This window comes from Streptomyces sp. NPDC088124 (assembly GCF_040685895.1).
Classification (GTDB): domain Bacteria; phylum Actinomycetota; class Actinomycetes; order Streptomycetales; family Streptomycetaceae; genus Streptomyces.
In genome coordinates, this window is the sequence record NZ_JBFBJB010000037.1 from 74,367 (window position 1) to 94,124 (window position 19,758).

Consider the following 19,758-nt stretch of genomic DNA (forward strand, 5'->3'; position numbering starts at 1 on the left):
GGCACACGGAAGGGGTGGCGCCGGTCCGAGCGGCGCCACCCCTGGTCATACGTGTCTCACGCGCCCGGCGTCAGGCGCCGATGTCGCGGCCGTCGTTGCGCCACACCGAGATCACCGACGGGCGGACGATCCTGCCCGGGCCGTCCGGCCACGTGCTCGCCGGCTTCTCGACCGACGCGCCGTCGACCTCGCCCGGGTGCTGGACCGCGACCAGGACCCGGCGGTCCTGGATGATCGGGCCACAGGTCTCCGCGCCGGTCGGCATGGTCAGGAACTGCTTCAGCTCACCGCGCCGGTCGCCCTGCGTCGCGACGCCGAACAGCCCGTCGTGGTTGCCGAGCGCGTTGCCGTCCGTGGCGATCCACAGGTTGCCGTGCGGGTCGAAGGCGACGTTGTCGGGGCAGGAGATCGGGGAGACCCTGTCCTTCGGGAAGCCCGCGAAGTACGTGGCCGGGTCCTTCGGGTCGCCCGCGACCAGGAAGAGCCGCCAGGCGAAGCCGTCGCCCGCCGGGTCGTCCCAGTTCTCCGCCAGCTCCAGGATGTGACCGTGCTTGTTGGCGTTGCGCGGGTTGGCCTCGTCGGGGCCCGCCTTGCCCGCCTTGCCGCGGTCGGTGTTGTTCGTCAGCGCGACATAGACGCGGCCCGTGCGCGGGGACGGCTCGACGTCCTCGGGACGGTCCATCTTCGTGGCGCCGACCTTGTCGCCCGCGAGGCGCGTGAAGACGTACACCTCGTCGGCGGACATGCCCGGAACGTGCGAGACATCGCCGGTGGCCAGCGGGATCCAGACGCCGGAACCGTCGAACTCACCGTCGTTCGGGAGCTTGCCCGTGCCGTCGATCTCGCCCGCCGGGCTGTCGCCGGTCAGCTTCGCGACGTACAGCGTGCCCTCGTCGAGCAGCGTGAGGTTGTGCTCGTGGGCGGCGCGCCCGCCGCCCTTCTTCATCTTCTTCGAGGAGACGAACTTGTAGAGGTAGTCGAAGCGCTCGTCGTCGCCCATGTAGACGACGGGACGGCCGTCGGCGGTGAGCCGGGGCTGCGCGGCCTCGTGCTTGAAGCGGCCGAGGGCGGTGCGCTTGCGGGGCGTGGAGTCCGGGTCGTACGGGTCCAGCTCGACGACCCAGCCGAAGCGGTGCGCCTCGTTGGGCTCCTGCTTGAGGTCGAAGCGCTTGTCGAACTGCTCCCACTTGCGCTCGGACGCGCCGGTGCCGATGCCGTACCGCAGGTCGGTCGGGCTGGAACCGTTGGCGAAGTACTGGTTGAAGTTCTCCTCGCCGTGCAGCGTGGTGCCCCACGGAGTGGTGCCGCCCGCGCAGTTGTTGAGCGTGCCGTACACCTTGCTGCCCGTGCGGTCCGCGGAGGTGCGCAGCAGGTCGCTGCCGGCGGCCGGACCGGTGAGGCGGAACTCGCTCCGCACGGTGAGGCGGCGGTTGAGCTGGTGGCGGGTGACGGCGGTGAGCTTGCCGCTCTTGCGGTCCTCCTCGACCACGACGACGGAGAGGCCGTGGGCCGCCCAGGCGATCTCGACCTGCTCGCGGGTCGGCTTGGCCGGGTCGTATCCCTTGAACATCAGGATCTCGTCCGTGTACTCGTGGTTGGCCACGAGGAGCTGCCGGCCCTTCTCGCCCTTCTCGGTCAGGGGCAGCAGGCTCAGGAAGTCGGTGTTGTAGCCGAACTGACCTGCCTGGGCCTTCGCCGTCTGCTGGTCCGCGTCGAAGGCGGGCGCGCCGCGCAGGATCGGGTCGCCCCAGCGGATGACGACGTTCTGGCTGTGGCCGGCGGGGATCGTCACCTTGTCGGCGGTGTTGGGCGCGACAGGCTTGAAGCGCAGGCCGCGGGCGCCGTCGGCGGTGGCGGAGCCGCCGCCCGTACCGGCGTTGCCGTGGCCGTTGCCGACGACGGGGGCGGCGGAGGCGGTGGAACCGCCGGGGCCACCGAGGGCGAGCGCGCTGCCCGCGGCGCCCGCGACCGTGACGACGGCGGCGGCGCGCATCATCGAACGTCTCGACAGGGCACCGGCGATGACATCACCGACGTACTCGTTGTCGCTCTTGTTGGGCACCTCGTGGAAGCACGCGTCGCCGCAGCGGTACCGGCAGGTCAGGGCGGAACGGCCGCCGGGATGCGGGGATGAGGGGGAGCTGAGCAGCGGGAGCAGCTTGCGCACGTATGCCTCCGGTGATGGTTCGGCGCGCACCGCGCCGACAGGGTGTCGGGATGACTCGGCGGCCGACGCTAGGCGCGGGCACCGGCAGCGCGGCGGCCGGAAGGTGAACGGAACATGAATCCACATCGACCGGGTGGTCGGGGGAGGGTAATGTCCGGCGCGCAGGCGAACGCGGGGCGCCGTGGAGGCCACGCCGCTACCCTTCTGCCCGTTACGTGAACCGCCCCTGCCGTAGATCGCCCGGGGCGGCCGCTAACCTTACGTATCCGCCCTGGCCAGGAATGCGCGTTTTCCCGGTGGCGGACACCGCACCCAACTCATCTGAAAGGCTCGCCCATGGGCATTCGGAGCTTGCTGCGCAAGGTGTTCGGACGCGACCGTGCGGAGGAGCGCAACGGGTCGGCCCCTGCTACGGAATCGGCCCCGGAGGTGGCGTCCGACTCGGCCCAGGCCTCTACCTCTACCTCTACTACCTCTACCTCTACTTCTGCCTCTACTGCTGCCTCTGCCTCTGCCTCTGCCTCGACAGACTCGGACTCCGCCGCCGATACGTCGTCCGGTTCGGCCTCCGGTTCGGCGTCGGTGCCGGCGTCCGTCTCGGTGCCGTCCCAGGCCGACCGTACGGAGAAGTCGGCGCCCGCGCGGAAGTCGCCGGCGACGGCGGGTGCCGGGGCGGGAGCGGGTTCCGGGGCCGCGGACCTGGTGGCCGCGGCGTTCGACAACCCCCGCCCGAGCGAGCCGGAGCGCAGCGTGCCGCCCCAGGCGTCGCGCACGCGCTCGGCGGACGAGCCGCTGACGACCGCTCAGGAGACCCCGTCGGCACCGGCGGCCCCGACCGTGCCGGCGCAGGCGTCCGCCGAACCGGAACTGAAGCCGGAGCCCAAGCCCGAGGCCGAGCCGAAAGCCGAGCCGGAGGCCGAGAAGACCCCGGAGCCGTCGCCGGAGCCGGAGTCGAAGCCGGAGGCCGAAGCGAAGCCCGCAGCGGTGACGGCGGCGGTGACCGAACCCGCGCCGGAAGCGAAGGCGGAATCGAAGGCAAAGGCAGAGGCAGAGGTCGAGGCCGAGGTCGAGGCAGAGCCGGAGACCGGCCCCGAGACCAGCCCCGAGACCAAGGCCGAACCCGAGCCCGAGCCCGAGTCCACGCCGGAGCCCGCACCGGCCGCGAAGGCCGAGCCGGAAACCGTGACCGAGCCCGAGCCGGCCACCGAGCCCGCGGCCGTGGCCACGCCCGAGCCGGTAGCCGCTGCCGCGCCCGAGACCGCCCCCGAGCCGGAGTCGGCTCCCAAGCCCGAGCCCACCCCCACCCCCACCCCCTCGCCGGAGCCAACTCCCCTCCCTTCCAACGAAGTTGAGCCCCTCGCGGCGGAGGTCACGCCGGAGGTCAACACGGACACGGAGGGCGACACCGAGGACGACACCGCCACCGCGGCTCGCCCGGCCCTCGCCCTCGCTCGCGTCAAATCCCGCGCACCCGGGCTCGCCGAGCGCTACAAGGCCGCCGGCGCCGCGCTCAAGAAGCACGGGCTGACCGGGCGTCGCGCCACCGTCTACCTGGTCCTCGACCGCTCCGGATCCATGCGGCCGTACTTCAAGGACGGCAGCGCCCAGCACCTCGGCGAGCAGGCCCTCGCGCTCTCCGCGCACCTGGACGAGGGCGCGACCGTCCCCGTCGTGTTCTTCTCGACCGAGATCGACGGGACCGGGGAGATCGGGCTCGACGCGTACGAGGGGAAGATCGACGAACTGAACGGCTCCCTCGGCCGCATGGGGCGTACGAACTACCACCGCGCCGTCGAGGAGGTCGTCTCGCACTACGAGAAGTCCGGAGCCGACGGGCCCGCGCTGGTGATCTTCCAGACGGACGGCGCGCCCAGCCTCGTCCGCGCCGCCGAGCAGGCGTTCGCCGAGGCCGCGAAGCTGCCGGTGTTCTGGCAGTTCGTGGCGTTCGGCGAGGAGGACTCCAAGGCGTTCGACTTCGCGCGGAAGCTCGGCGCGGACGCGGCCACCGCCAACGTCGGCTTCTTCCACGCGGGCCCGGTCCCGCGCGACCTGCCCGACGCGGCGTTCTACCGCGGGCTGCTCGCCGACTGGCACCCCGAGAGCGGAGTCTGAGGGCCCCGGCCCTCACCGCCGGCCGTTCACCCAGGCGCCGGACGGGCACTTTCCCCGTCCGGCGCCGGCGCCGGCACAAGCACCGGCACAAGCACCGCCGCGAGCAACGCCGCAGACGCCTACGCAGGCACGGACTGCCCGACAGGCGCCGACGACCGCACCGGCAGCGTCACCGTCACCACCAGCCCCCCGCCGTCGCCGCCCGGCACCGCGTCCACCGTCCCGCCGTGCGCCTCCGCGATCGAGCGGACGATCGAGAGCCCGAGCCCCGCGCCCCGCCCCATCCGGTCGCGGCCCTCGCCCCGCCGGAACGGTTCGAACAGCGCGGGCACATCCGCCGCCGCGACCTCCGGCCCCGTGTTCCGCACCACGAGCACCGCGCCCGTCACCTCCACGTCGACCGTCCCGCCCGGCACGTTGTACGTGACGGCGTTGGCCAGCAGGTTCCCCACGAGCTGGCCGAGCAGCAGCCGGTTGCCCTGCACGGTCTCGGCGTCCTTGACCGTCAGCGACACGGCGCCCCCGCAGCGCACCGTCTCCTCCGCCACCGCCTCGCCGAGGTCGACCGGCTCCAGGTCGTCCACCTCGCGCTCGCTGCGCGCCAGCACCAGCAGCCCCTCGATGAGCTTCTCGCTGCGCCGGTTGTTGTCGAGCAGGGTCTCCTTCGTGCGCGCCAGTTCGTCCGGCGAGCAGAGGTCGTCCAGCCCGACCTGGATCGCGGTGCGCTGCGTCGCCAGCGGGGTGCGCAGTTCGTGCGACGCGTTGGCGATGAAGCGGCGCTGGCTGTCGAACGCCTTCTGGAGCCGGGCCAGCAGGGCGTCCAGGGTGTCGCTCAATTCCTTCAGCTCGTCGTCCGGGCCGCGCGCCCTGATCCGCTCGTGCAGATTGCGCTCGGAGAGCCTGCGGGCCTTCGCCGTCATCGCGTGCACGGGCCGCAGCACCCGGCCCGCCGTCCACCACCCCACGCCCACCGCGCACGCCGCCATGATCAGCAGCGCGACGACCGACCAGAACACCATCTCGTCGGAGGCCGCGTTCGTGACGTTGTCGGCGACCTGGTTGACGGTGACGGGCGCGATCTGCTGCTCGCCGATCAGACGCGTCATGGACTCCGGCTGGACCGCGGGCGCCACCTGGGCCGGCGCCACCCGGGCGGCGATCTCCGCGGCTTCCATCTGCGTTCCGGCGCCGGCCAGCAGGTTGACGATGGTCAGCAGACAGCCGCCGAGGACGAGGAAGACACCGCCGTAGACGAGCGCGATGCGCGTACGGATGGTGGAGCCGGCGAGCGGCCGGAGCAGGCGGGCGCCGCCCCGACGTATCGGCCAGGGGCTCACAGCGCGTACCCCGCCCCCTGCACCGTGCGGATCAGCGGCGGGTCCCCCAGCTTCGAGCGCAGCTTGCTCAGGCAGACCCGTACCGCCCCGGTGAAGGGATCGGCGTGCGCGTCCCACGCGCGCTCCAGCAGTTCCTCGGCCGAGACGGGCGCGCCGTCCGCCTCCAGCAGGATCTGGAGTACGGAGAACTCCTTGGGCGAGAGATCCAGCGCCACCCCGTCCCGCGACGCGGTCCGCCGTACGGAGTCGAGCCGCACCCCGTGCTTCTCCAGCTGCGGCGGTACGGGCCTGGCGCTGCGCCGCCGCAGGGCGCGGACCCGCGAGACCAGCTCGGGGAAGTCGAAGGGCTTGCCGAGATAGTCGTCGGCGCCCAGGTCGAGCCCTTCGACGCGGTCCTCCAGGGAGGCGGACGCGGTGAGCATCAGGATGCGCGTACGGGAGGACTCGGCGACGAGCTTGCGCGCCACGTCGTCGCCGTGGACGCGGGGCAGGTCGCGGTCGAGCACGACGACGTCGTAGTCGTGCAGGCCCAGATAGGCGAGGGCGGCGTCCCCGCTGTAGACGGTGTCGACGGCGAAGCCCGCCCGGCGCAGCCCGGTGGCCACCAGCTCGGCCAGGACCTCCTCGTCCTCGGCGACCAGTACCCGCATGGTGTCGTCCCCTGTCTCTCTCCCCGGCCCCGGCACCGGCCCCGGCACCGGACCTGCCCCCGGATCTGACCCTGTCCCCGTCCCCGTGCCTGTCCCCGTGCCCGTCCCGTCCCTCATCCTCTGTCCCGCCTCGTACATGATGCCCATTCCCTCCCAGGATGTGCCTGTCTATCGCGGCACCTGTTTCCCGGAGGTCTCCACCGGGTAGCTACCGTCATTTATCGATGTGAAGGCACCACTTCCGGGCCGATACCATTTCGAGCATGGCGGCCACTGGATCCGAAGAGCAGGGTGGGAAGGCGTACTACGTCACCACCCCCATTTACTACGTCAACGACGCTCCTCACCTGGGCCACGCCTACACGACCGTCGCAGGCGACGTGCTCTCCCGCTGGCACCGCCAGCGCGGCGAGAAGGTGTGGTTCCTCACCGGCACGGACGAGCACGGTCAGAAGATCATGCGCACCGCCGACGCGAACGGGGTCACCCCGCAGGAGTGGTGCGACAAGCTCGTCGAGGAGGCGTGGAAGCCCCTCTGGGAGCACCTGAACATCGGACACGACGACTTCATCCGGACGACGGAGGAGCGGCACACGGCCCGTGTGCAGGAGTTCGTGCAGGACCTGTACGACAAGGACGAGATCTACAAGGGCGGCTACGAGGGCCCGTACTGCGTGGGCTGCGAGGAGTACAAACTCTCCGCCGAGCTGATCGAGGACGAGAACGGCGTCAAGCTGTGCGCGATCCACAAGACGCCGGTGGAGATCCTCAAGGAGGAGAACTACTTCTTCAAGCTCAGTGAGTACGGTCCGAAGCTCCTCGCGCACTACGAGGCCAACCCCGGCTTCGTCCAGCCCGAGTCCGCCCGCAACGAGGTCGTGAACTTCGTCAAGCAGGGCCTGCAGGACCTGTCGATCTCGCGCTCGACCTTCGACTGGGGCGTCCCGGTGCCGTGGGACGAGAAGCACGTCATCTACGTCTGGGTCGACGCGCTGCTGAACTACGCGACGGCGGTCGGCTACGGCGCGAACCAGGAGAAGTTCGACGCGACGTTCCCGGCCGACGTCCACCTGGTCGGCAAGGACATCCTGCGCTTCCACGCGATCATCTGGCCCGCCATGCTGATGGCGCAGGGGCTCCCCGTGCCCGGCCGGGTGGCCGCCAACGGCTGGCTGATGGTCGGCGGCGAGAAGATGTCGAAGTCGAACCTGACCGGCATCAAGCCGCAGGACCTGACCTCGCACTTCGGGGTCGACGCGTACCGCTGGTACTTCCTGCGGGCCATCGCCTTCGGGCAGGACGGCTCGTTCTCCTGGGAGGACTTCACCGCCCGCTACACCTCCGAGCTGGCCAACGACTACGGCAACCTCGCCTCGCGCGTCGCGGCCATGGTCGGCAAGTACTTCGGCGGGACGCTGCCAGCCGACGCCGCCCCGGGCGACGCGGAGCAGGCGGTACGGGACGGGCTGGTGAAGGCGGTCGCGGAGGCGGACCGGAAGATCGGCGAGGAGCTGGACTTCGCGGGCGGCATCGCGGCGGTCTTCGACTTCGTGAAGCAGGTCAACGGCTATCTGACCGAGCAGGAGCCGTGGAAGGTCGCCAAGGACGACTCGGCGGAGGGCCGGGCGCGGCTCGCGACGATCCTCTACACGGCCTCCGAGTCGCTGCGGGCGATCGCCGTCCTGCTCAACGCGGTGATGCCGGAGACCTCGCAGAAGCTGTGGGACTCGCTCGGCGCGGACGAGGCGCTCGGCGCGCTCGCCGACCAGCGGGTCCAGGACGCGGGCACGTGGGGCCTGCTGCCCGCGGGCGCGACGGTGACGAAGGGCGCGGTGCTCTTCCCGCGTCTGGAGGAGCAGCCGGCGTAGCGCCGTACACACGTTCAGGGGTCAGGGCCCGGAACCAGGCTGACGTGCCTGGTTCCGGGCCCTGACCCCATTGAGTGGGTGATCGCGGAGGAACGGCGGATCAGAGGTCGGTGCCGTCGTGGGTCTCGTCCGGGTCGACGCCCATCGTGATGGAGCCGACGACACCGCGCGCCATGTCGTTCTTGCGGTACGAGAGCTTCAGCAGACCGCCCTGGACGCCGCTCCGGTCGTAGATGGTGTCCTCGGTGAGCGTGGTGCGCTCCGTCGTGCTGGTCGAGTACGGCGCGATCTTCGCCGAGTCGAGGACCGCGGCCTCCTCGAAGAAGAACTGGCCGGTGTGGCAGGTGTGCCCGCCCTCGTACCCGGCGTCGGTCATCTTGCCGCCGACGTGCACCTTGGTGTGGATGTGCACGGCGCGGCCCCGGTACCAGCCCGGGAAGACCGTCGTGAACTCGACGAAGCCGTTCTTGTCGGTGAGCCAGGTGCCGCGCAGGTACCGCTTGTCGTCGGTGGGCTCCTCGTGACCGCCGCCGCCACCGCCGGGGCCGCCGGTCGGGGGTGTCCCGGTGGGGGCGTCCGTGGGGGCGTCGGTGGGCGGGGTGCCGCCGCCCCCGCCGCCGGTGGAGGCGGACTCGTAGCCGGAGTAGAGGCCCAGCGCGTCGCAGTGCCAGATGTCGACGGCCGCGCCGCGCAGCGGCTTGCAGGTGTCCGAGTCGATCGCCTTGAGGCGGAGGGTCATGGGGATGCCCTCCTTGCCCTCGGTGATGTCCTTCCTGATCTTGTCGGCGTCGATGTAGTACGGGCCCTCGGTGGTCTGCGAGGTGAGCCGGTAACACACCTCGCCGTCGCCGGTCGCCGTGGCGCCGCGCCCGGTGCCGGTGCCGGTGGACGAGGCTGCCGTGCCCTCGCCCGCCGACGCCGTGGTGACGGCCGCGGCCGCTATCCCGGTGGCGGCAATGGCCGCGCCGCCCGCGAGTACCGCTCTGCGGCGCATCATGTCCCGTTTCTCCGAAGGCACTTGGGTCTCTGTCATGTCACGGGACCCTAGGGAGCCAAGCTGGCAGCGACCTGGGCGCGGGCTGTGAACAACGGATCAACCAAGAGTGCCCGGAGACGCAGAAAAGCAGGCGCGGCCGTCGGGGCTCATCGGCCCAGGGAGCCCTCGTCACCCATCACCACGACCGGCCGCTTCGCCGGGTCCAGCGTGCGCAGCAGTTCCTTCATCCGCTCGCGCGGCACGGAGACGCATGCCTGGGTGGGGCCGCCGTGGTCCACGTGGATCCAGATGCCGCCGCCCTTGTCGCCGCCGAGCGGCCGGGTCCAGTCGAGCGGGGTGCTCCCCGGCGTGCGGTTGTAGTTGATCGCGACGACGTAGTCGAAGGAGCCTTCGAGCGGCTCGCCCTCGAACCCGGTGCCCGAGACCGAGAAGGCCGGTCCCCGGTCGTACGGGAGCCGCGTCCCCGGATCGGCCAGCCGGCCGCCCGCGTCGGTCAGCCCGTACACCCCGATGGGCGAGCGCAGATCGCCCTGGTTGTGGTCGTCGGTCCACCCCTCCAGCGCGTTGTGCGCGGGCCAGGTGTCGGTGACGGGCTCCCAGCCGGTGACCGGGTCGCGCTCGTAGACGACGACGGAGGAGAGGTTGGAGTCGCGGTTGATGCCGGTCACGACCACGGCCTGGGTCGTCCCCGGGGGGATCTCGGCGCGGGTCTCCGGGCCGAGGCCGGGGATCGCCCGGGCCCGTGCGCCACGCGCCTCCAGCGGCCCGGACGCGCCCGTGCCGGCGCCGTCGGCGGTGTCCTCGCCGCCCCGCGCGACGGCGTCGTCGGAATCCGAGGCGGAGGCGGCGCCGGCGCCCGGCCCGGAGCGGGTGCCTGCCTTGTCCGCCGTGTCCGCCCGGCCCGCGTCGCGCACGCCGTCGCCGTCCGCGCAGCCGGTGAGCAGCAGACCGGTCGCCAGCAGCGCGGCGGCCAGCCGCGGTCCTCCGCGAAGCGTGCGAAGAGCGCGGGCAGCGCGTGTCGGGCGCACAGACATGTACGGGCCTCTCATTCCGTGTTTCCGGTGAAGGCAGGAGGGGCGGATGCGCTTCCTGCACCGAAGTCTGCGCCGGTGATCATCGTACGGACGTCCTCCGCCCGGTCCCCGGCGCGTCGCCCGCGGCGCACAGCACCCGGCGCGGGGCGGGATTCACCCGACCGGTCCCGTGCCGCGGGCGCGGCGCGCGATGCGCGTCCCTGTCCTGTTCGGTCCCTCACGCCAGTGGAACGCGCCGGAAGGCCGATCAGGTTGCCTCCGAAGGGTCAGCGGCCCCGCTCGCCCTCGCGCAGCCGCCGCCCGACCGTGCCGAGACTCCCGGCGAGGGCGGCGAGCCGGTCGCCGTCGAGGACGTCGATGAGCAGTTCGCGGACGAGCGCGACATGCCCGGGGGCCGCCGCGCGCAGCCGCTCGCGGCCCGCGTCGGTGAGGACGGCGAAGACGCCGCGCACATCGGAGGGGCAGGAGCGGCGGCGGACGAGACCGGCCTTCTCCAGCTGTCCGACCTGATAGGTGAGGCCGCTCTTGGAGGTGAGCAGGAGCTCCGCCAGCCCGGTCATGCGCAGTTCACCGCCGGGCGCCTCCGAGAGGCGCACCAGGATCTCGTACTGCGCGTGGGAGAGGCCCGCCTCCTCCTTGAGCTGCTGGTCGAGGCGGCGCTCCAGAAGGGTGGCGGCGGTGATGAACCCGCGCCACGCGGCCAGCTCGTGCTCGTCCAGCCAGCGGGGCTCGTCCATGGCCCCATCCTAGGCTCCAGTTGTTGAAATTCAAATCAATGTGTACCGTCGGAACCGAGCCATTGCTTCAACTTTCAAGGAATGGCCACCGGGCTCACGGGGCCGGACAGGAACGGCCCCGAAGAAGCACCCCAAGCCCCCCGAAGCGGCCCCGCAGAAGCGGCCCCCACCCCTTCACCCAGGAGAGAACGCGCTCATGTCCTCCCCCACCTCCACCGCCACCCGCGCCCTCGCCCCGCTCGCCGGCTCCGCACCGGGCGACCGGGCCCATGCCTCCACGCCCCACGCCTACGACGTCGGCCTGCTGCTGCTCCGCGTCGTCCTGGGCCTGACGATGGCCGCACACGGCAGCCAGAAGCTGTTCGGCTGGTTCGGCGGCGGCGGCCTGGACGGCACCGGCGCGTTCTTCACGATGAGCGGCTACCCGTCCGGTAAGGCGTTCGCCGTGGTCGCCGGGTTGACCGAGACCCTCGGCGGCCTCGGCCTGGCCGTCGGCCTGCTCACCCCGCTGATGGGCGCCGCCGTGGTCGGCACCATGGTCAACGCCATCGCCGTCAAGGGCACCGGCGCCTTCTTCGCCCCGGCCGGAATCGAATACGAGCTCCTGCTCACCGCCGGCGCCGCCGCCCTGGCCCTCACCGGCCCCGGCCGGCTCGCCGCCGACCGCTTCCTCCCCGTCCTCAAGGCACACCGCCTGGCCTACGGCGCGTCGGCGGTGCTCCTCGGCCTGGCGGTGGCGGGCCTCACACTGCTGCTGCGCACGTAACCGCGCGCCCCGGGAAACGGAGCTGCGGGGCGCCGAACGGCCGACTACAGCACCCCCGGCCCGGCGCCGCCGTCGGCATCCCGCGCACATCCCGCCTGGAGACCGGCGCGAAAGGCGCGCCAGGCGGCGGGGCCGAGACGGAGGACCGGGCCGGACGGGCTCTTGGAGTCACGGACGGCCACGGTGCCGGGTATGTTGCCGGCGACCTCGACGCACTCGCCGCCGGACGCGCTATAACTGGACTTCACGAAGACGAGATCGCTCACGTATACATCCCCTTGCAGATGCTGTCGATCAAGCTCACCGAGTCCTTCGGAGCAAGGCTCAGCCGAGCTGTGCGATCGAAGAACGTGCTGTACACGGCACCTTCGCCTTCATTCTCCACCCAGACAATAGAAACGATCGTGTCGGTGTGGACAACGTCGACAGCCTCGTTCTCCGCAAACGAGATGATGTTGAACGTACTGGACACGCAGGGATGTCCACCCGCCTGGAACGGCATCACCTGAAGACGCACGTTGGGCAACTGGGAGACCTCCAGGAGGCGTTCCAACTGCCTCCTCATTACCTGTGGGCCGCCCACTTGCTGACGGAGGGCGGCTTCCCAGACCACCGCGTACACCTCCAGCGGGTCTTCTCTCGTAAGCCGCTCCTGCCGCTTCATCCGCACTTCGACGATGCGCTCGATGTCGTTCGGGTCTTCCCACACACCATCGCTGACGGCCAGCGACCGTGCATAGTCCGACGTCTGGAACAGGCCCGGAATTAGCGACAGCTGCCATGTCCGCACGCGACGGGCCACATCCTCCATCGCGATGTACTCCGCCAGCGCACCCGCTTGCGGCGAGTGTTGCCACCAGCCCTTCGCTTTGCGGCGCTCCCGGTCCAGCCGGGCGAGTTCCAGCAGTCGACCCGTGTCCTTCGCATCCGCCCCGTAGAACTCGCACAGCACCCGGATGTCCGGGTCCCGCATGGGCACCAGGCCGCGCTCCATCTTCACGATCTTCGAGTTCGTCGAGTTAATGGAAGCCCCGGCTTCATGCTGCGTCTTGCCCGCTGCGTCGCGCAGACCGTGCAGCTCTCGTCCGAGCCTACGCGCGAGGACAGTTGACGCCCTATTACCGACTTTCGGTGACTCATTCACAAGCCAAGTGTGGCGTCGAAGGTACCGGCCAGTCGACTCACTTCCCTCCATGGGGCCAATTGGCTCCAGTTCCCTTGCCTTCAAGGCGAATGGATGGCTACGTTCGGTACGTAACCGCTCGCACAGCGGCGCCACCTGGTGGAAGTGCACCGCGCTGCCCTGCGCCAGAGCGCAGCCGTACGCGCGGCATCGCCACCGCCATGCGCACCCCGTACGGGCAGTCCCCGACCGCACATGGAGGTGCGCGTCCATGACCTCAACCCTTGAAAGCCCCGATTCCGAGCCTGTGTTGCAGGAGGACGGGCTGAACTACCCGCCTGTCCCGAGCAGCGTGCCCCTGGCAAGGCATCGGGCGTCGCGGCTGATCGTCGAGTGGGGCCACCCCGAACTCGCCTGGGCCACGGCCCTGGTCGTGAGCGAACTCGGCACCAACGCCCTGCTGCACGGGTGTCTGCGGGACCGGCTCTTCCAGGTCGCCGTGGTACTGCGGTCCACCTGCTTCCGTATCGAGGTCACCGACCCGCGCGGAGAGCGGCTGCCCGCACTGCGGACCGCCAGCGAGGGCGAGTGCTTCGGGCGGGGGCTACCGCTGGTCGTGCAGGTCACCGACCGGTGGGGAACCGAGCCCCGGACCGTCGGCAAGACCGTCTACGCCGAGATCGACCTGAAGCCCACACGGGCCGACGCAACGCCCCGGCGGTGACCACCGCAATGGCCGACGAGACATTCTGGGGAGTCGTCGCGCTCTGCGTCAGCTTCACCGCGCTGGTGTTCGGCCTGCTCTACGCGGCCGGCGGGCGCCCGGGGGCGGAGGAGGGCGTCCCGGATGCGCTGTGCGTCGAGACGGAGGAGACGTACTCCTACACCTGCCACTGCCACCGCGACCCGGTGCACATCACCATCCGCGCCCGCCAGATCCCCCGCATACGCGGACACGGACGCTGGCTGCCCTGACGGCGGCGGATGCGGGTTCAGGCCGAGGGGTAACGAGGGTGAGCCGGTGACGTATTGGTCACCGTGGTGCCGGGGGCAGGGGCGGCCCTCTGAGAGGCATATCTGTCGCTAGAGCCGGTTCCAGTCCACCGGGCCGGCTCGCCCTGCGGGGCACGCGGTCGTGGAGTGGGGCTGCCGTGGCGAAGTCCAGGTGTGCGGCCGGTCGAGTCCAGGCTGATGGGCACCGGAATTCCCGGTGGATGGCCATCTGACCTGCGGTGTTCCTGATCGCCTCCTTATCGGGAGGAGACCCCTCCGTCCGGTTTGCTGATGTTACAGATCACACCGCTCCGCAACGGACGGGCAACACCCGCAATGAGGCTTCAGCGCCCGTTCGCCGGAGCCCGGGCGGCGAGCACCGGAATGGCAGCGATCTTCGCTGAGTCCAGGTGCTCCCACACCAGCCCGGCAGGGCGGTGAGGCGACGAGCAGGAGATGACCTCGTCGGGTGTGACGATCAGGTCCATCCCGAAATCGTGATCGGTTGACGGGAGCTCCTCGTCCAGCACCTGGAGCGAGTGGACCGTGGACACAACCACCGTCCGGTCGCTGATCAGACCAGCCTCCATCAGGAGCGCGAATTCAAGATCCGAGTATCCGGCTCCCTTACCAATGCGTACGCCGGCCCGGTTCACTGCGACACTGCCGACGACGACCATGTCGACGGGTTGGAGATCGGCCACATCAACCTGCGGGGCCACCGTTGCCGCGATCTTGCTGGAGGCAGCCTCCTGCGGCGGAACGGGCAGCACCGCCGGATCGAGGAGATAGAAAGGGCGCGGGTCGGCGAGCTTCGGCACCGCCATGAACACCGTCTTCCCCTCGGCGAGAGCGCGAGCGCGTACCGGCAGCTGCGCCTTGTCCGGCACGGCCTTGATGACGTGCGCATCGCGCCAGGCCGTCAAGTCGCCGAGTCGGTCCGCAGCGGTTTCGGAGCCTTTGAAGTTCGGGATGCGGCCGTGTGCCGTCGCGGTCAGGACAGCGCCCTCCGCATCGAGCAGATCCCACACACGTTCGCGCACTCGCTGCTTGTCCTTGTCCACTTGTGTACGCACGTCGGCCTCCTTCATTCCGTGGTCACATCGCTTCCATCAAGGCCATCAGACAGTCCCTCGCATCCTGCACCGCAGGTTCGCCGTGCCAAGGGCGCATCTCTCGGGCGGCTCGGAAGACGATGTTCATCCCACCACCTCCGCGCGTGCTGCGCAGTTCGCCGACAGCGTCGTTGAAGGCGGCGAGCGCACCGTCCAGGTCCCCGTCCCGGAGCCGGGCCAGAGTGAGGTTGCCGAGGACGATGGCCCGAGACTTGCGTCGGTCGTGCAGCTCGGCAGCAGTGTGGGCCAGGAGTTGTTCGGCCCTGTGGTAGTCGCCGAGCGAGAGGTAGCAGGAGCCGGCCAGGCGGCCGAAGTGTGGGGGCGAGAACAGGTCGTGGGCCACATCCGCACCATGCGCTTGGTTCAAGTGCCTCTCGGCGTCCGCCAAGGCACGTTCACATTCGCCTGCTTCACTCAGGTAGGCATACGCCTCCGCGGCGTGCAGCATGGCAAGCCCCGTAAGGACGTGGCTGGTTCGTCGGACCGTACGGGCTGCCTGGAGGGCCAGATCCAGCCCCTCTCGGTAGTCACTGGCTCCGTAGAGGGCCACGTAGCAAGTCCGTAAGAGGGCATGTCCCTCCGCGTTCGGGTCGCCCAGATGGCGAGCCACCTCGATGCTCTGCGCGTAATAGGAGCGGGTCGTTGCATGGTCTCTCCGATGGGATGCGTCCCAAACGAGCTGCCCCATGAAGGTCACTGCGTCCGCTTGAAGGATGCGCATCTCCCGCTGAACGCGCCCGGACGGAGCTTCCCCGGCGAGGAAGACAACCTGGCTCACGTGTTCTCCGGCACGTGCCAGGAGCGCTGCGGACGCCTCACAGTCGTAGCGCTCGCCCAAGGAGTCCATGCCGCCCCGCAGTTCGGCAACCGTCGAGAGATCCACCCGGGACGGATGGCGCATGGCGTACTCCGTGCGCTCAGCCGGGGGCTGCTCGTCAGGGGACGAGACCAGCAGGAGCTCACTCAACTTCTCCGTACTGACCTGGAGAACCTCTGCCAGCATCGGCCGGATCCACGCTTGGGCGCCACTTTCCCCGACTCCCAGCGCGCGATGGTGGACCGTTCCACGTGCAGCACCTCAGCGAGGCTCTCCTGCGTGTGGCCCACCGCCCGGCGACGGCGCACCAAGCCGTGCCGTTTCAGAGCCATGGAAGGAATCTCCCAGCCTAGTTCTTCGCGATCCCCGAAGGCGAAACTCTCCAGGTCATGCCCGGTGATGCGTCATGAATGCCTCACCCATGCGCCAATTCTGCTCTGGTTCGAGGCCTCAGGAAGCGGTTCTGTGAAGCCCATCGATCCGTTCGGGCACCCCACGCGCCACCGCATCGGGAAGGGAGATCGAAGTGGACGACAGCAGTTCGGCACTGCCGACTCCCGTAGTGCCCGCCTTCCGGACCTCCACTCGCCCAGGGAGCAAGCTCATGCACGAACTGATCGTCGCCCCGTTCCTGGGCGACTACTACGTCCTACGCCCCGGGAGTGCGAAGGGAATCAAGATCCCTGCACATCGGTACCTCGAACTCCGCCAAGTCGTCACGACCGGCGGCGAAGTCCCCGGGTGGCTCTGCCGCCCCGTACTTCGTCAGTGGGCCCTGGACTTGGCGAGCACCCGGGCCGACGCCGGCCTGCTGGTACGGGATCCGTCCCCGTACGGCCTCGGCCGTGCTTCGTACGAGCTCAACCTCGGCTGCAATTACGCCTGTAAGCACTGCTATCTGGGCCTGAAGGAGTTCGCCGGACTCGAATGGAACCAGCGGGAGAAGCTGCTGTACGTCCTCCGGGATGCGGGCGTGGTCTGGCTCCAGATCACCGGTGGCGAGCCCACCATCGACCGGCACTTTGCCGCGGTTCACTCCTTGGCGTACGAGCTCGGGATGGTGATCGAAGTCCTCACCAACGGCTCCCGCCTCCATAACCCACTGCTCCTCGACCTCTTCACGAGCCGACGTCCATACCGGCTGACGCTCAGCGTCTACGGAGCCACCGAGGAGACGTACGACGGCCTCACCCAACGGCGGGGCTCCTGGTCCCACTTCGTGCGCGGGCTGAACGCGGCGCACGAGGCCGGGCTGCCGCTGGAGCTGACGGTTATCGTCACCGAGGACAACGTGCACGAGGTCGAGGCGATGCACGAACTCGGCAAGCGGTACGGCGCGGTCACGCGTGAGTACACGCAGATGTCGCCGACGATCTACGGCGGGGCCGAGTCCTTATCCTCCCAGGCGACGGCCTACCTGCGCGAGCGGAAGCCGTTCACCGGCTGCGACGCGGGCCACACCTCCGTGCACGTGGACCCCCACGGCATGGCCAGCGTCTGCAAGGTCTCCCGCGATCACCCGATCTCCCTCGTGACCGAGGGGGTAGCGGGGCTGGCCCGGCTCGGTGAACTCGCCGACCGGGCTCTGGGACGCCAAGGCGGCTGCGCGGGCTGCACTCTCAGCAAGTCATGCAGCACGTGCATGCCGCTCGCCGCCTTGTACCGCAAGGCAGGCGCTCCGCTGACCCGCTACTGCCAGCACACCGAGACAGCGGGAAGGAGGTGACAACTGCCATGGCACCTGTTGCGGTGAAGATTCATACCATGTCGAAGGCCGAAGAGGACGAGATCGAGTTCGTCGACGACCTCGACGCCGTCTCCAGCACCGAGGTCATGCTCGGCTGCGGCAACGACAACCCGTACTAGTGCCCCTCCCGGCAAGCTTTGCCCCGTCGCGCCGCCCAGCACGCACGCTCGCCGCGTTGGCCAAAAGCCCTGGTAGCTCCGCTACAAGGACTTCCGGCCGCCTTGCGATCGCACGCACCGGACGACGCTCCTTCGGGGCAAACATTGCCGGTCGCGGCACTAGACCGACTCAGAACCGGAGCCACCCGCTACGCGCGGGTGGCTCCGCCACTCGGGCCTCGTCCGCTCCTACACTCTCACCTTGGTGACCATGAGACTGCACTGGAACGACCTCCCCACCCCTACCCTCGACGCCGTCGTCGCCCGCACCGGCCCCGTCTACGGGGTGACAACGGCCGACAAGGGCCTCAACAGTGAAATCGCCGCCGCCCTGGACACCAGTATCGGCCGTGTCTTCGTCAAGGGCCTACGCTGCGACCACCCCCGCGTCTGGACCCAGAACCGCGAAGCGGCCATCAACCCGTATGTCGCCCCGCTCGCCCCGCGCCTCCTCTGGATGATCGACGACGGAGAGTGGAACCTCCTCGGCTTCGAGCACCTCGACGGCCGCCCCGCCGACTACAGCCCTGCCTCCCCCGACGTGCCCCTCGTCGCCGAGGCGATCACCAGGCTCGCCTCCGTCCGGGCTCCGGCGGATATCGAGCTCAAACAGATCGAACAGCGCTTCGCCGAGTACCTCGACACCCCCGCCGACGCCCAACTCCTGTGCGGCGAAGCACTGCTGCACACCGACTGGACCCCGGACAATGTGCTCATCGTCGGAGAGGCCGCCCGCGTCGTCGATTGGGCCTGGCCGACCCGAGGTGCCGCCTGGATCGATGCCGCGTGCTGGATCGTCTGGCTGATCTCCACCGGCCACACCCCCGAGGGTGCCGAACAGTGGGCAGCAGAGACCCCGGCCTGGGCCACAGCACCGGCCCGCGCCCTCGACGTGTTCGCCACCGCCCAACAGCGCCTGTGGGAAGGCATCGCCGCAGATGCGCTCGACGTGCCCTGGAAGCGCGACCTCGCGGACGCCGCAGCTCGCTGGTCGGCCTACCGCCGAGCCCGATGACAGCGGGAGTCCTGATGGCAACCGACCCACCCGTCCACCGCACTGAGACGCTCACCACCCCCGCCGGGGATCAGGCGGACATCGACACCGAGATGGTTCCCGTCATCCGCGCACTCTGGGGCCTCGGCCTCACCACCACGGCCTGCTGCCAGGATGTCGGCGAGGCCGTCGCCGGCATCCGCGCCCAGAGGGAGACACCGCTCGGCTACGGCGGCGACGGCTTCATCGCGTATCACCATGGCTACGCACTTTTGAAGCTGCCGGTTCCCGAAGCTCAGAGACTGGTTGAAATGCTCGCCGGAACTGAAGCGTTCGGCGAGTGGATGCGCCACCCATGGCGTCCTGGATCATGGCGGATGCACATTCCCCTCACGGCTGAGGGTTCTGCTCCTGAGGCACTCCTTCACTTCTCACGGTCCCAGATCGCGCTCCTCACCGACGTTCTTCGAGGCGCGATCCGTGTGTCCCATCGCTGAACCGGCTGGAGAGGGCAGTCTCATCTGCCACAACCCGCCCCGGGCGCCTCCGGCGCCCCTCGGCACGAACTGGTACCCGACAACGCACCCAACGTGTCGCCCCTGCCCAAGCAGGCAGCGCCAAAGGTGTTCAGAGCCATTGGCCCCAGCCGAACGTTGCCATGTAGGCACGCCGGAAAGCGTCCCGGCCGCGGCCGCCCCGGTAGTGGATCACGGCCAGAGCAAGAACGAACCAGGTGGTGACCCCGCCGCCGACGATCAAGGTCCAGCGGAGGCCGGAGCTACCGGCGATCACGGCCAGGACGATCACCGTCGCGCCCAGGCCCAGGTGGCCGCTGGACAGATCCGAGCGCAACGCCTCGCGCCCGGAGCGGCGTGCCTCCCTCATGTCCCGGGTGTACCGGGAAGAAGCCGAGCCTTCGTCGTTCCTGTGCTCCGAGCCGTGCTCCACGACCGTGGCCCCCTGACAGATCCAGCCGCGCCTGCGGGCGGGCACGCGCGGGCGTGGGGCGACATGCGGAGAGGCGCGCCGCCCGGACCTCCTGGGTCCTGGTGCGACCCCGATCCGGTGCCCCAGCGCGCGCACCGCGCCGTAACCGCCGTTGTCCAGCAGGAGATACGTCACCGGGGCGCGGTGCCGGGCGGC

The 19,758-nt window shown here is 70.0% G+C and carries 20 protein-coding genes; 8 read left to right on the top strand and 12 right to left on the bottom strand.

The genetic code is table 11. From position 1 onward, the window contains the following. Positions 1–70: 70 nt before the first annotated feature. Positions 71–2,167 (bottom strand): PhoX family protein, encoded by a 2,097-nt coding sequence (locus AB0P17_RS27955; RefSeq protein WP_365814796.1) that lies wholly within the window; start codon positions 2,165–2,167, stop codon positions 71–73. Between the two features lie 582 nt (positions 2,168–2,749). On the opposite strand from AB0P17_RS27955, the gene AB0P17_RS27960 reads away from it, so the two are divergent. Continuing rightward, a complete protein-coding gene (locus AB0P17_RS27960; RefSeq protein ID WP_365814798.1) occupies positions 2,750–4,279 on the top strand; it encodes a VWA domain-containing protein in 1,530 nt (509 codons plus the stop codon). Positions 4,280–4,398: 119 nt separating this feature from the next. Here the strand turns inward: AB0P17_RS27960 and AB0P17_RS27965 are convergent, their stop codons facing one another. Both AB0P17_RS27965 and AB0P17_RS27970 read right to left on the bottom strand, forming a co-directional pair. Continuing rightward, positions 4,399–5,616 (bottom strand): HAMP domain-containing sensor histidine kinase, encoded by a 1,218-nt coding sequence (locus AB0P17_RS27965; RefSeq protein ID WP_365814800.1) that lies wholly within the window; start codon positions 5,614–5,616, stop codon positions 4,399–4,401. Next, positions 5,613–6,266, bottom strand: a complete 654-nt coding sequence (locus tag AB0P17_RS27970; RefSeq protein WP_365814802.1) for a response regulator transcription factor — start codon at positions 6,264–6,266, stop codon at positions 5,613–5,615. Before AB0P17_RS27970 ends, AB0P17_RS27965 begins: the two co-directional genes overlap by 4 nt. Positions 6,267–6,529: 263 nt before the next feature. Between AB0P17_RS27970 and metG the strand changes: the two genes are divergently transcribed. After that, positions 6,530–8,134, top strand: coding sequence for a methionine--tRNA ligase (gene metG / locus AB0P17_RS27975; protein WP_365814804.1), 1,605 nt, complete (start codon positions 6,530–6,532; stop codon positions 8,132–8,134). A 100-nt stretch (positions 8,135–8,234) separates the two neighbouring features. On the opposite strand, the gene AB0P17_RS27980 is transcribed toward metG, so the two are convergent. The 3 genes from AB0P17_RS27980 to AB0P17_RS27990 all read right to left on the bottom strand — a co-directional run bounded on the left by AB0P17_RS27980 (position 8,235) and on the right by AB0P17_RS27990 (position 10,902). Next, positions 8,235–9,167 carry an intradiol ring-cleavage dioxygenase gene (locus AB0P17_RS27980; RefSeq protein ID WP_365814806.1) on the bottom strand — a complete coding sequence of 311 codons (933 nt, stop codon included), beginning with the start codon at positions 9,165–9,167 and terminating at the stop codon, positions 8,235–8,237. Positions 9,168–9,277: 110 nt separating this feature from the next. Next, positions 9,278–10,165: a hypothetical protein gene (locus AB0P17_RS27985; protein ID WP_365814808.1), complete on the bottom strand. Its 888-nt coding sequence runs from the start codon at positions 10,163–10,165 to the stop codon at positions 9,278–9,280. 266 nt (positions 10,166–10,431) lie between these two features. After that, positions 10,432–10,902, bottom strand: a complete 471-nt coding sequence (locus AB0P17_RS27990; RefSeq protein ID WP_365814810.1) for a MarR family transcriptional regulator — start codon at positions 10,900–10,902, stop codon at positions 10,432–10,434. Between the two features lie 196 nt (positions 10,903–11,098). On the opposite strand from AB0P17_RS27990, the gene AB0P17_RS27995 reads away from it, so the two are divergent. Beyond that, the gene (locus AB0P17_RS27995; RefSeq protein WP_365814812.1) at positions 11,099–11,668 is read left to right on the top strand and encodes a DoxX family membrane protein; all 570 of its coding nucleotides are present in this window, start codon (positions 11,099–11,101) and stop codon (positions 11,666–11,668) included. 44 nt (positions 11,669–11,712) lie between these two features. Here AB0P17_RS27995 and AB0P17_RS28000 read toward each other — a convergent pair whose 3' ends face one another. After that, a complete protein-coding gene (locus AB0P17_RS28000) occupies positions 11,713–11,934 on the bottom strand; it encodes a DUF397 domain-containing protein (protein WP_365814814.1) in 222 nt (73 codons plus the stop codon). Continuing rightward, the gene (locus AB0P17_RS28005) at positions 11,931–12,812 is read right to left on the bottom strand and encodes a helix-turn-helix transcriptional regulator (RefSeq protein ID WP_365814816.1); all 882 of its coding nucleotides are present in this window, start codon (positions 12,810–12,812) and stop codon (positions 11,931–11,933) included. Before AB0P17_RS28005 ends, AB0P17_RS28000 begins: the two co-directional genes overlap by 4 nt. Before the next feature lie 250 nt (positions 12,813–13,062). Here AB0P17_RS28005 and AB0P17_RS28010 point away from each other — a divergent pair, with 250 nt between their 5' ends. Together AB0P17_RS28010 and AB0P17_RS28015 are read left to right on the top strand one after the other, a co-directional pair. Further along, on the top strand, positions 13,063–13,515 hold the full coding sequence (locus tag AB0P17_RS28010; RefSeq protein ID WP_365814818.1) for an ATP-binding protein: 453 nt from the start codon (positions 13,063–13,065) through the stop codon (positions 13,513–13,515). Next, positions 13,512–13,766, top strand: coding sequence for a hypothetical protein (locus AB0P17_RS28015; RefSeq protein WP_365814820.1), 255 nt, complete (start codon positions 13,512–13,514; stop codon positions 13,764–13,766). Before AB0P17_RS28010 ends, AB0P17_RS28015 begins: the two co-directional genes overlap by 4 nt. A gap of 362 nt (positions 13,767–14,128) precedes the next feature. Here AB0P17_RS28015 and AB0P17_RS28020 read toward each other — a convergent pair whose 3' ends face one another. The 3 genes from AB0P17_RS28020 to AB0P17_RS28030 are packed head-to-tail and all read right to left on the bottom strand — an operon-like array spanning position 14,129 to position 16,048. After that, the gene (locus AB0P17_RS28020; RefSeq protein ID WP_365814822.1) at positions 14,129–14,875 is read right to left on the bottom strand and encodes a 5-formyltetrahydrofolate cyclo-ligase; all 747 of its coding nucleotides are present in this window, start codon (positions 14,873–14,875) and stop codon (positions 14,129–14,131) included. 7 nt (positions 14,876–14,882) lie between these two features. Further along, positions 14,883–15,902 carry a transcriptional regulator gene (locus AB0P17_RS28025; RefSeq protein ID WP_365814824.1) on the bottom strand — a complete coding sequence of 340 codons (1,020 nt, stop codon included), beginning with the start codon at positions 15,900–15,902 and terminating at the stop codon, positions 14,883–14,885. Next, entirely contained in the window at positions 15,863–16,048 is a 186-nt protein-coding gene (locus AB0P17_RS28030; RefSeq protein ID WP_365814826.1) for a helix-turn-helix transcriptional regulator, read from the bottom strand. Before AB0P17_RS28030 ends, AB0P17_RS28025 begins: the two co-directional genes overlap by 40 nt. A 272-nt stretch (positions 16,049–16,320) precedes the next feature. Between AB0P17_RS28030 and AB0P17_RS28035 the strand changes: the two genes are divergently transcribed. The 3 genes from AB0P17_RS28035 to AB0P17_RS28045 all read left to right on the top strand — a co-directional run bounded on the left by AB0P17_RS28035 (position 16,321) and on the right by AB0P17_RS28045 (position 19,112). Further along, positions 16,321–17,442, top strand: a complete 1,122-nt coding sequence (locus AB0P17_RS28035; protein ID WP_365814828.1) for a radical SAM protein — start codon at positions 16,321–16,323, stop codon at positions 17,440–17,442. A 390-nt stretch (positions 17,443–17,832) separates the two neighbouring features. Beyond that, entirely contained in the window at positions 17,833–18,636 is an 804-nt protein-coding gene (locus AB0P17_RS28040; RefSeq protein WP_365814846.1) for an aminoglycoside phosphotransferase, read from the top strand. Positions 18,637–18,650: 14 nt separating this feature from the next. Further along, positions 18,651–19,112, top strand: a complete 462-nt coding sequence (locus AB0P17_RS28045; protein ID WP_365814830.1) for a hypothetical protein — start codon at positions 18,651–18,653, stop codon at positions 19,110–19,112. A 130-nt stretch (positions 19,113–19,242) separates the two neighbouring features. Here AB0P17_RS28045 and AB0P17_RS28050 read toward each other — a convergent pair. Beyond that, a partial coding sequence (locus AB0P17_RS28050; protein WP_365814832.1) for a hypothetical protein occupies positions 19,243–19,758 on the bottom strand: 516 nt, incomplete at its 5' end.

Coding starts and splice junctions, on each gene's coding strand:
- AB0P17_RS28030 (WP_365814826.1), bottom strand. CDS start 16,048: ATGGCTCTGAAACGGCACGGCTTGGTGCGCCGTCGCCGGGCGGTGGGC.
- AB0P17_RS28045 (WP_365814830.1), top strand. CDS start 18,651: ATGGCAACCGACCCACCCGTCCACCGCACTGAGACGCTCACCACCCCC.
- AB0P17_RS28035 (WP_365814828.1), top strand. CDS start 16,321: ATGCACGAACTGATCGTCGCCCCGTTCCTGGGCGACTACTACGTCCTA.
- AB0P17_RS27990 (WP_365814810.1), bottom strand. CDS start 10,902: ATGGACGAGCCCCGCTGGCTGGACGAGCACGAGCTGGCCGCGTGGCGC.
- AB0P17_RS28010 (WP_365814818.1), top strand. CDS start 13,063: ATGACCTCAACCCTTGAAAGCCCCGATTCCGAGCCTGTGTTGCAGGAG.
- AB0P17_RS28020 (WP_365814822.1), bottom strand. CDS start 14,875: ATGAAGGAGGCCGACGTGCGTACACAAGTGGACAAGGACAAGCAGCGA.
- AB0P17_RS27970 (WP_365814802.1), bottom strand. CDS start 6,266: ATGCGGGTACTGGTCGCCGAGGACGAGGAGGTCCTGGCCGAGCTGGTG.
- AB0P17_RS27980 (WP_365814806.1), bottom strand. CDS start 9,167: ATGACAGAGACCCAAGTGCCTTCGGAGAAACGGGACATGATGCGCCGC.
- AB0P17_RS27985 (WP_365814808.1), bottom strand. CDS start 10,165: ATGTCTGTGCGCCCGACACGCGCTGCCCGCGCTCTTCGCACGCTTCGC.
- AB0P17_RS27995 (WP_365814812.1), top strand. CDS start 11,099: ATGTCCTCCCCCACCTCCACCGCCACCCGCGCCCTCGCCCCGCTCGCC.
- AB0P17_RS28040 (WP_365814846.1), top strand. CDS start 17,833: ATGAGACTGCACTGGAACGACCTCCCCACCCCTACCCTCGACGCCGTC.
- metG (WP_365814804.1), top strand. CDS start 6,530: ATGGCGGCCACTGGATCCGAAGAGCAGGGTGGGAAGGCGTACTACGTC.
- AB0P17_RS28025 (WP_365814824.1), bottom strand. CDS start 15,902: ATGCTGGCAGAGGTTCTCCAGGTCAGTACGGAGAAGTTGAGTGAGCTC.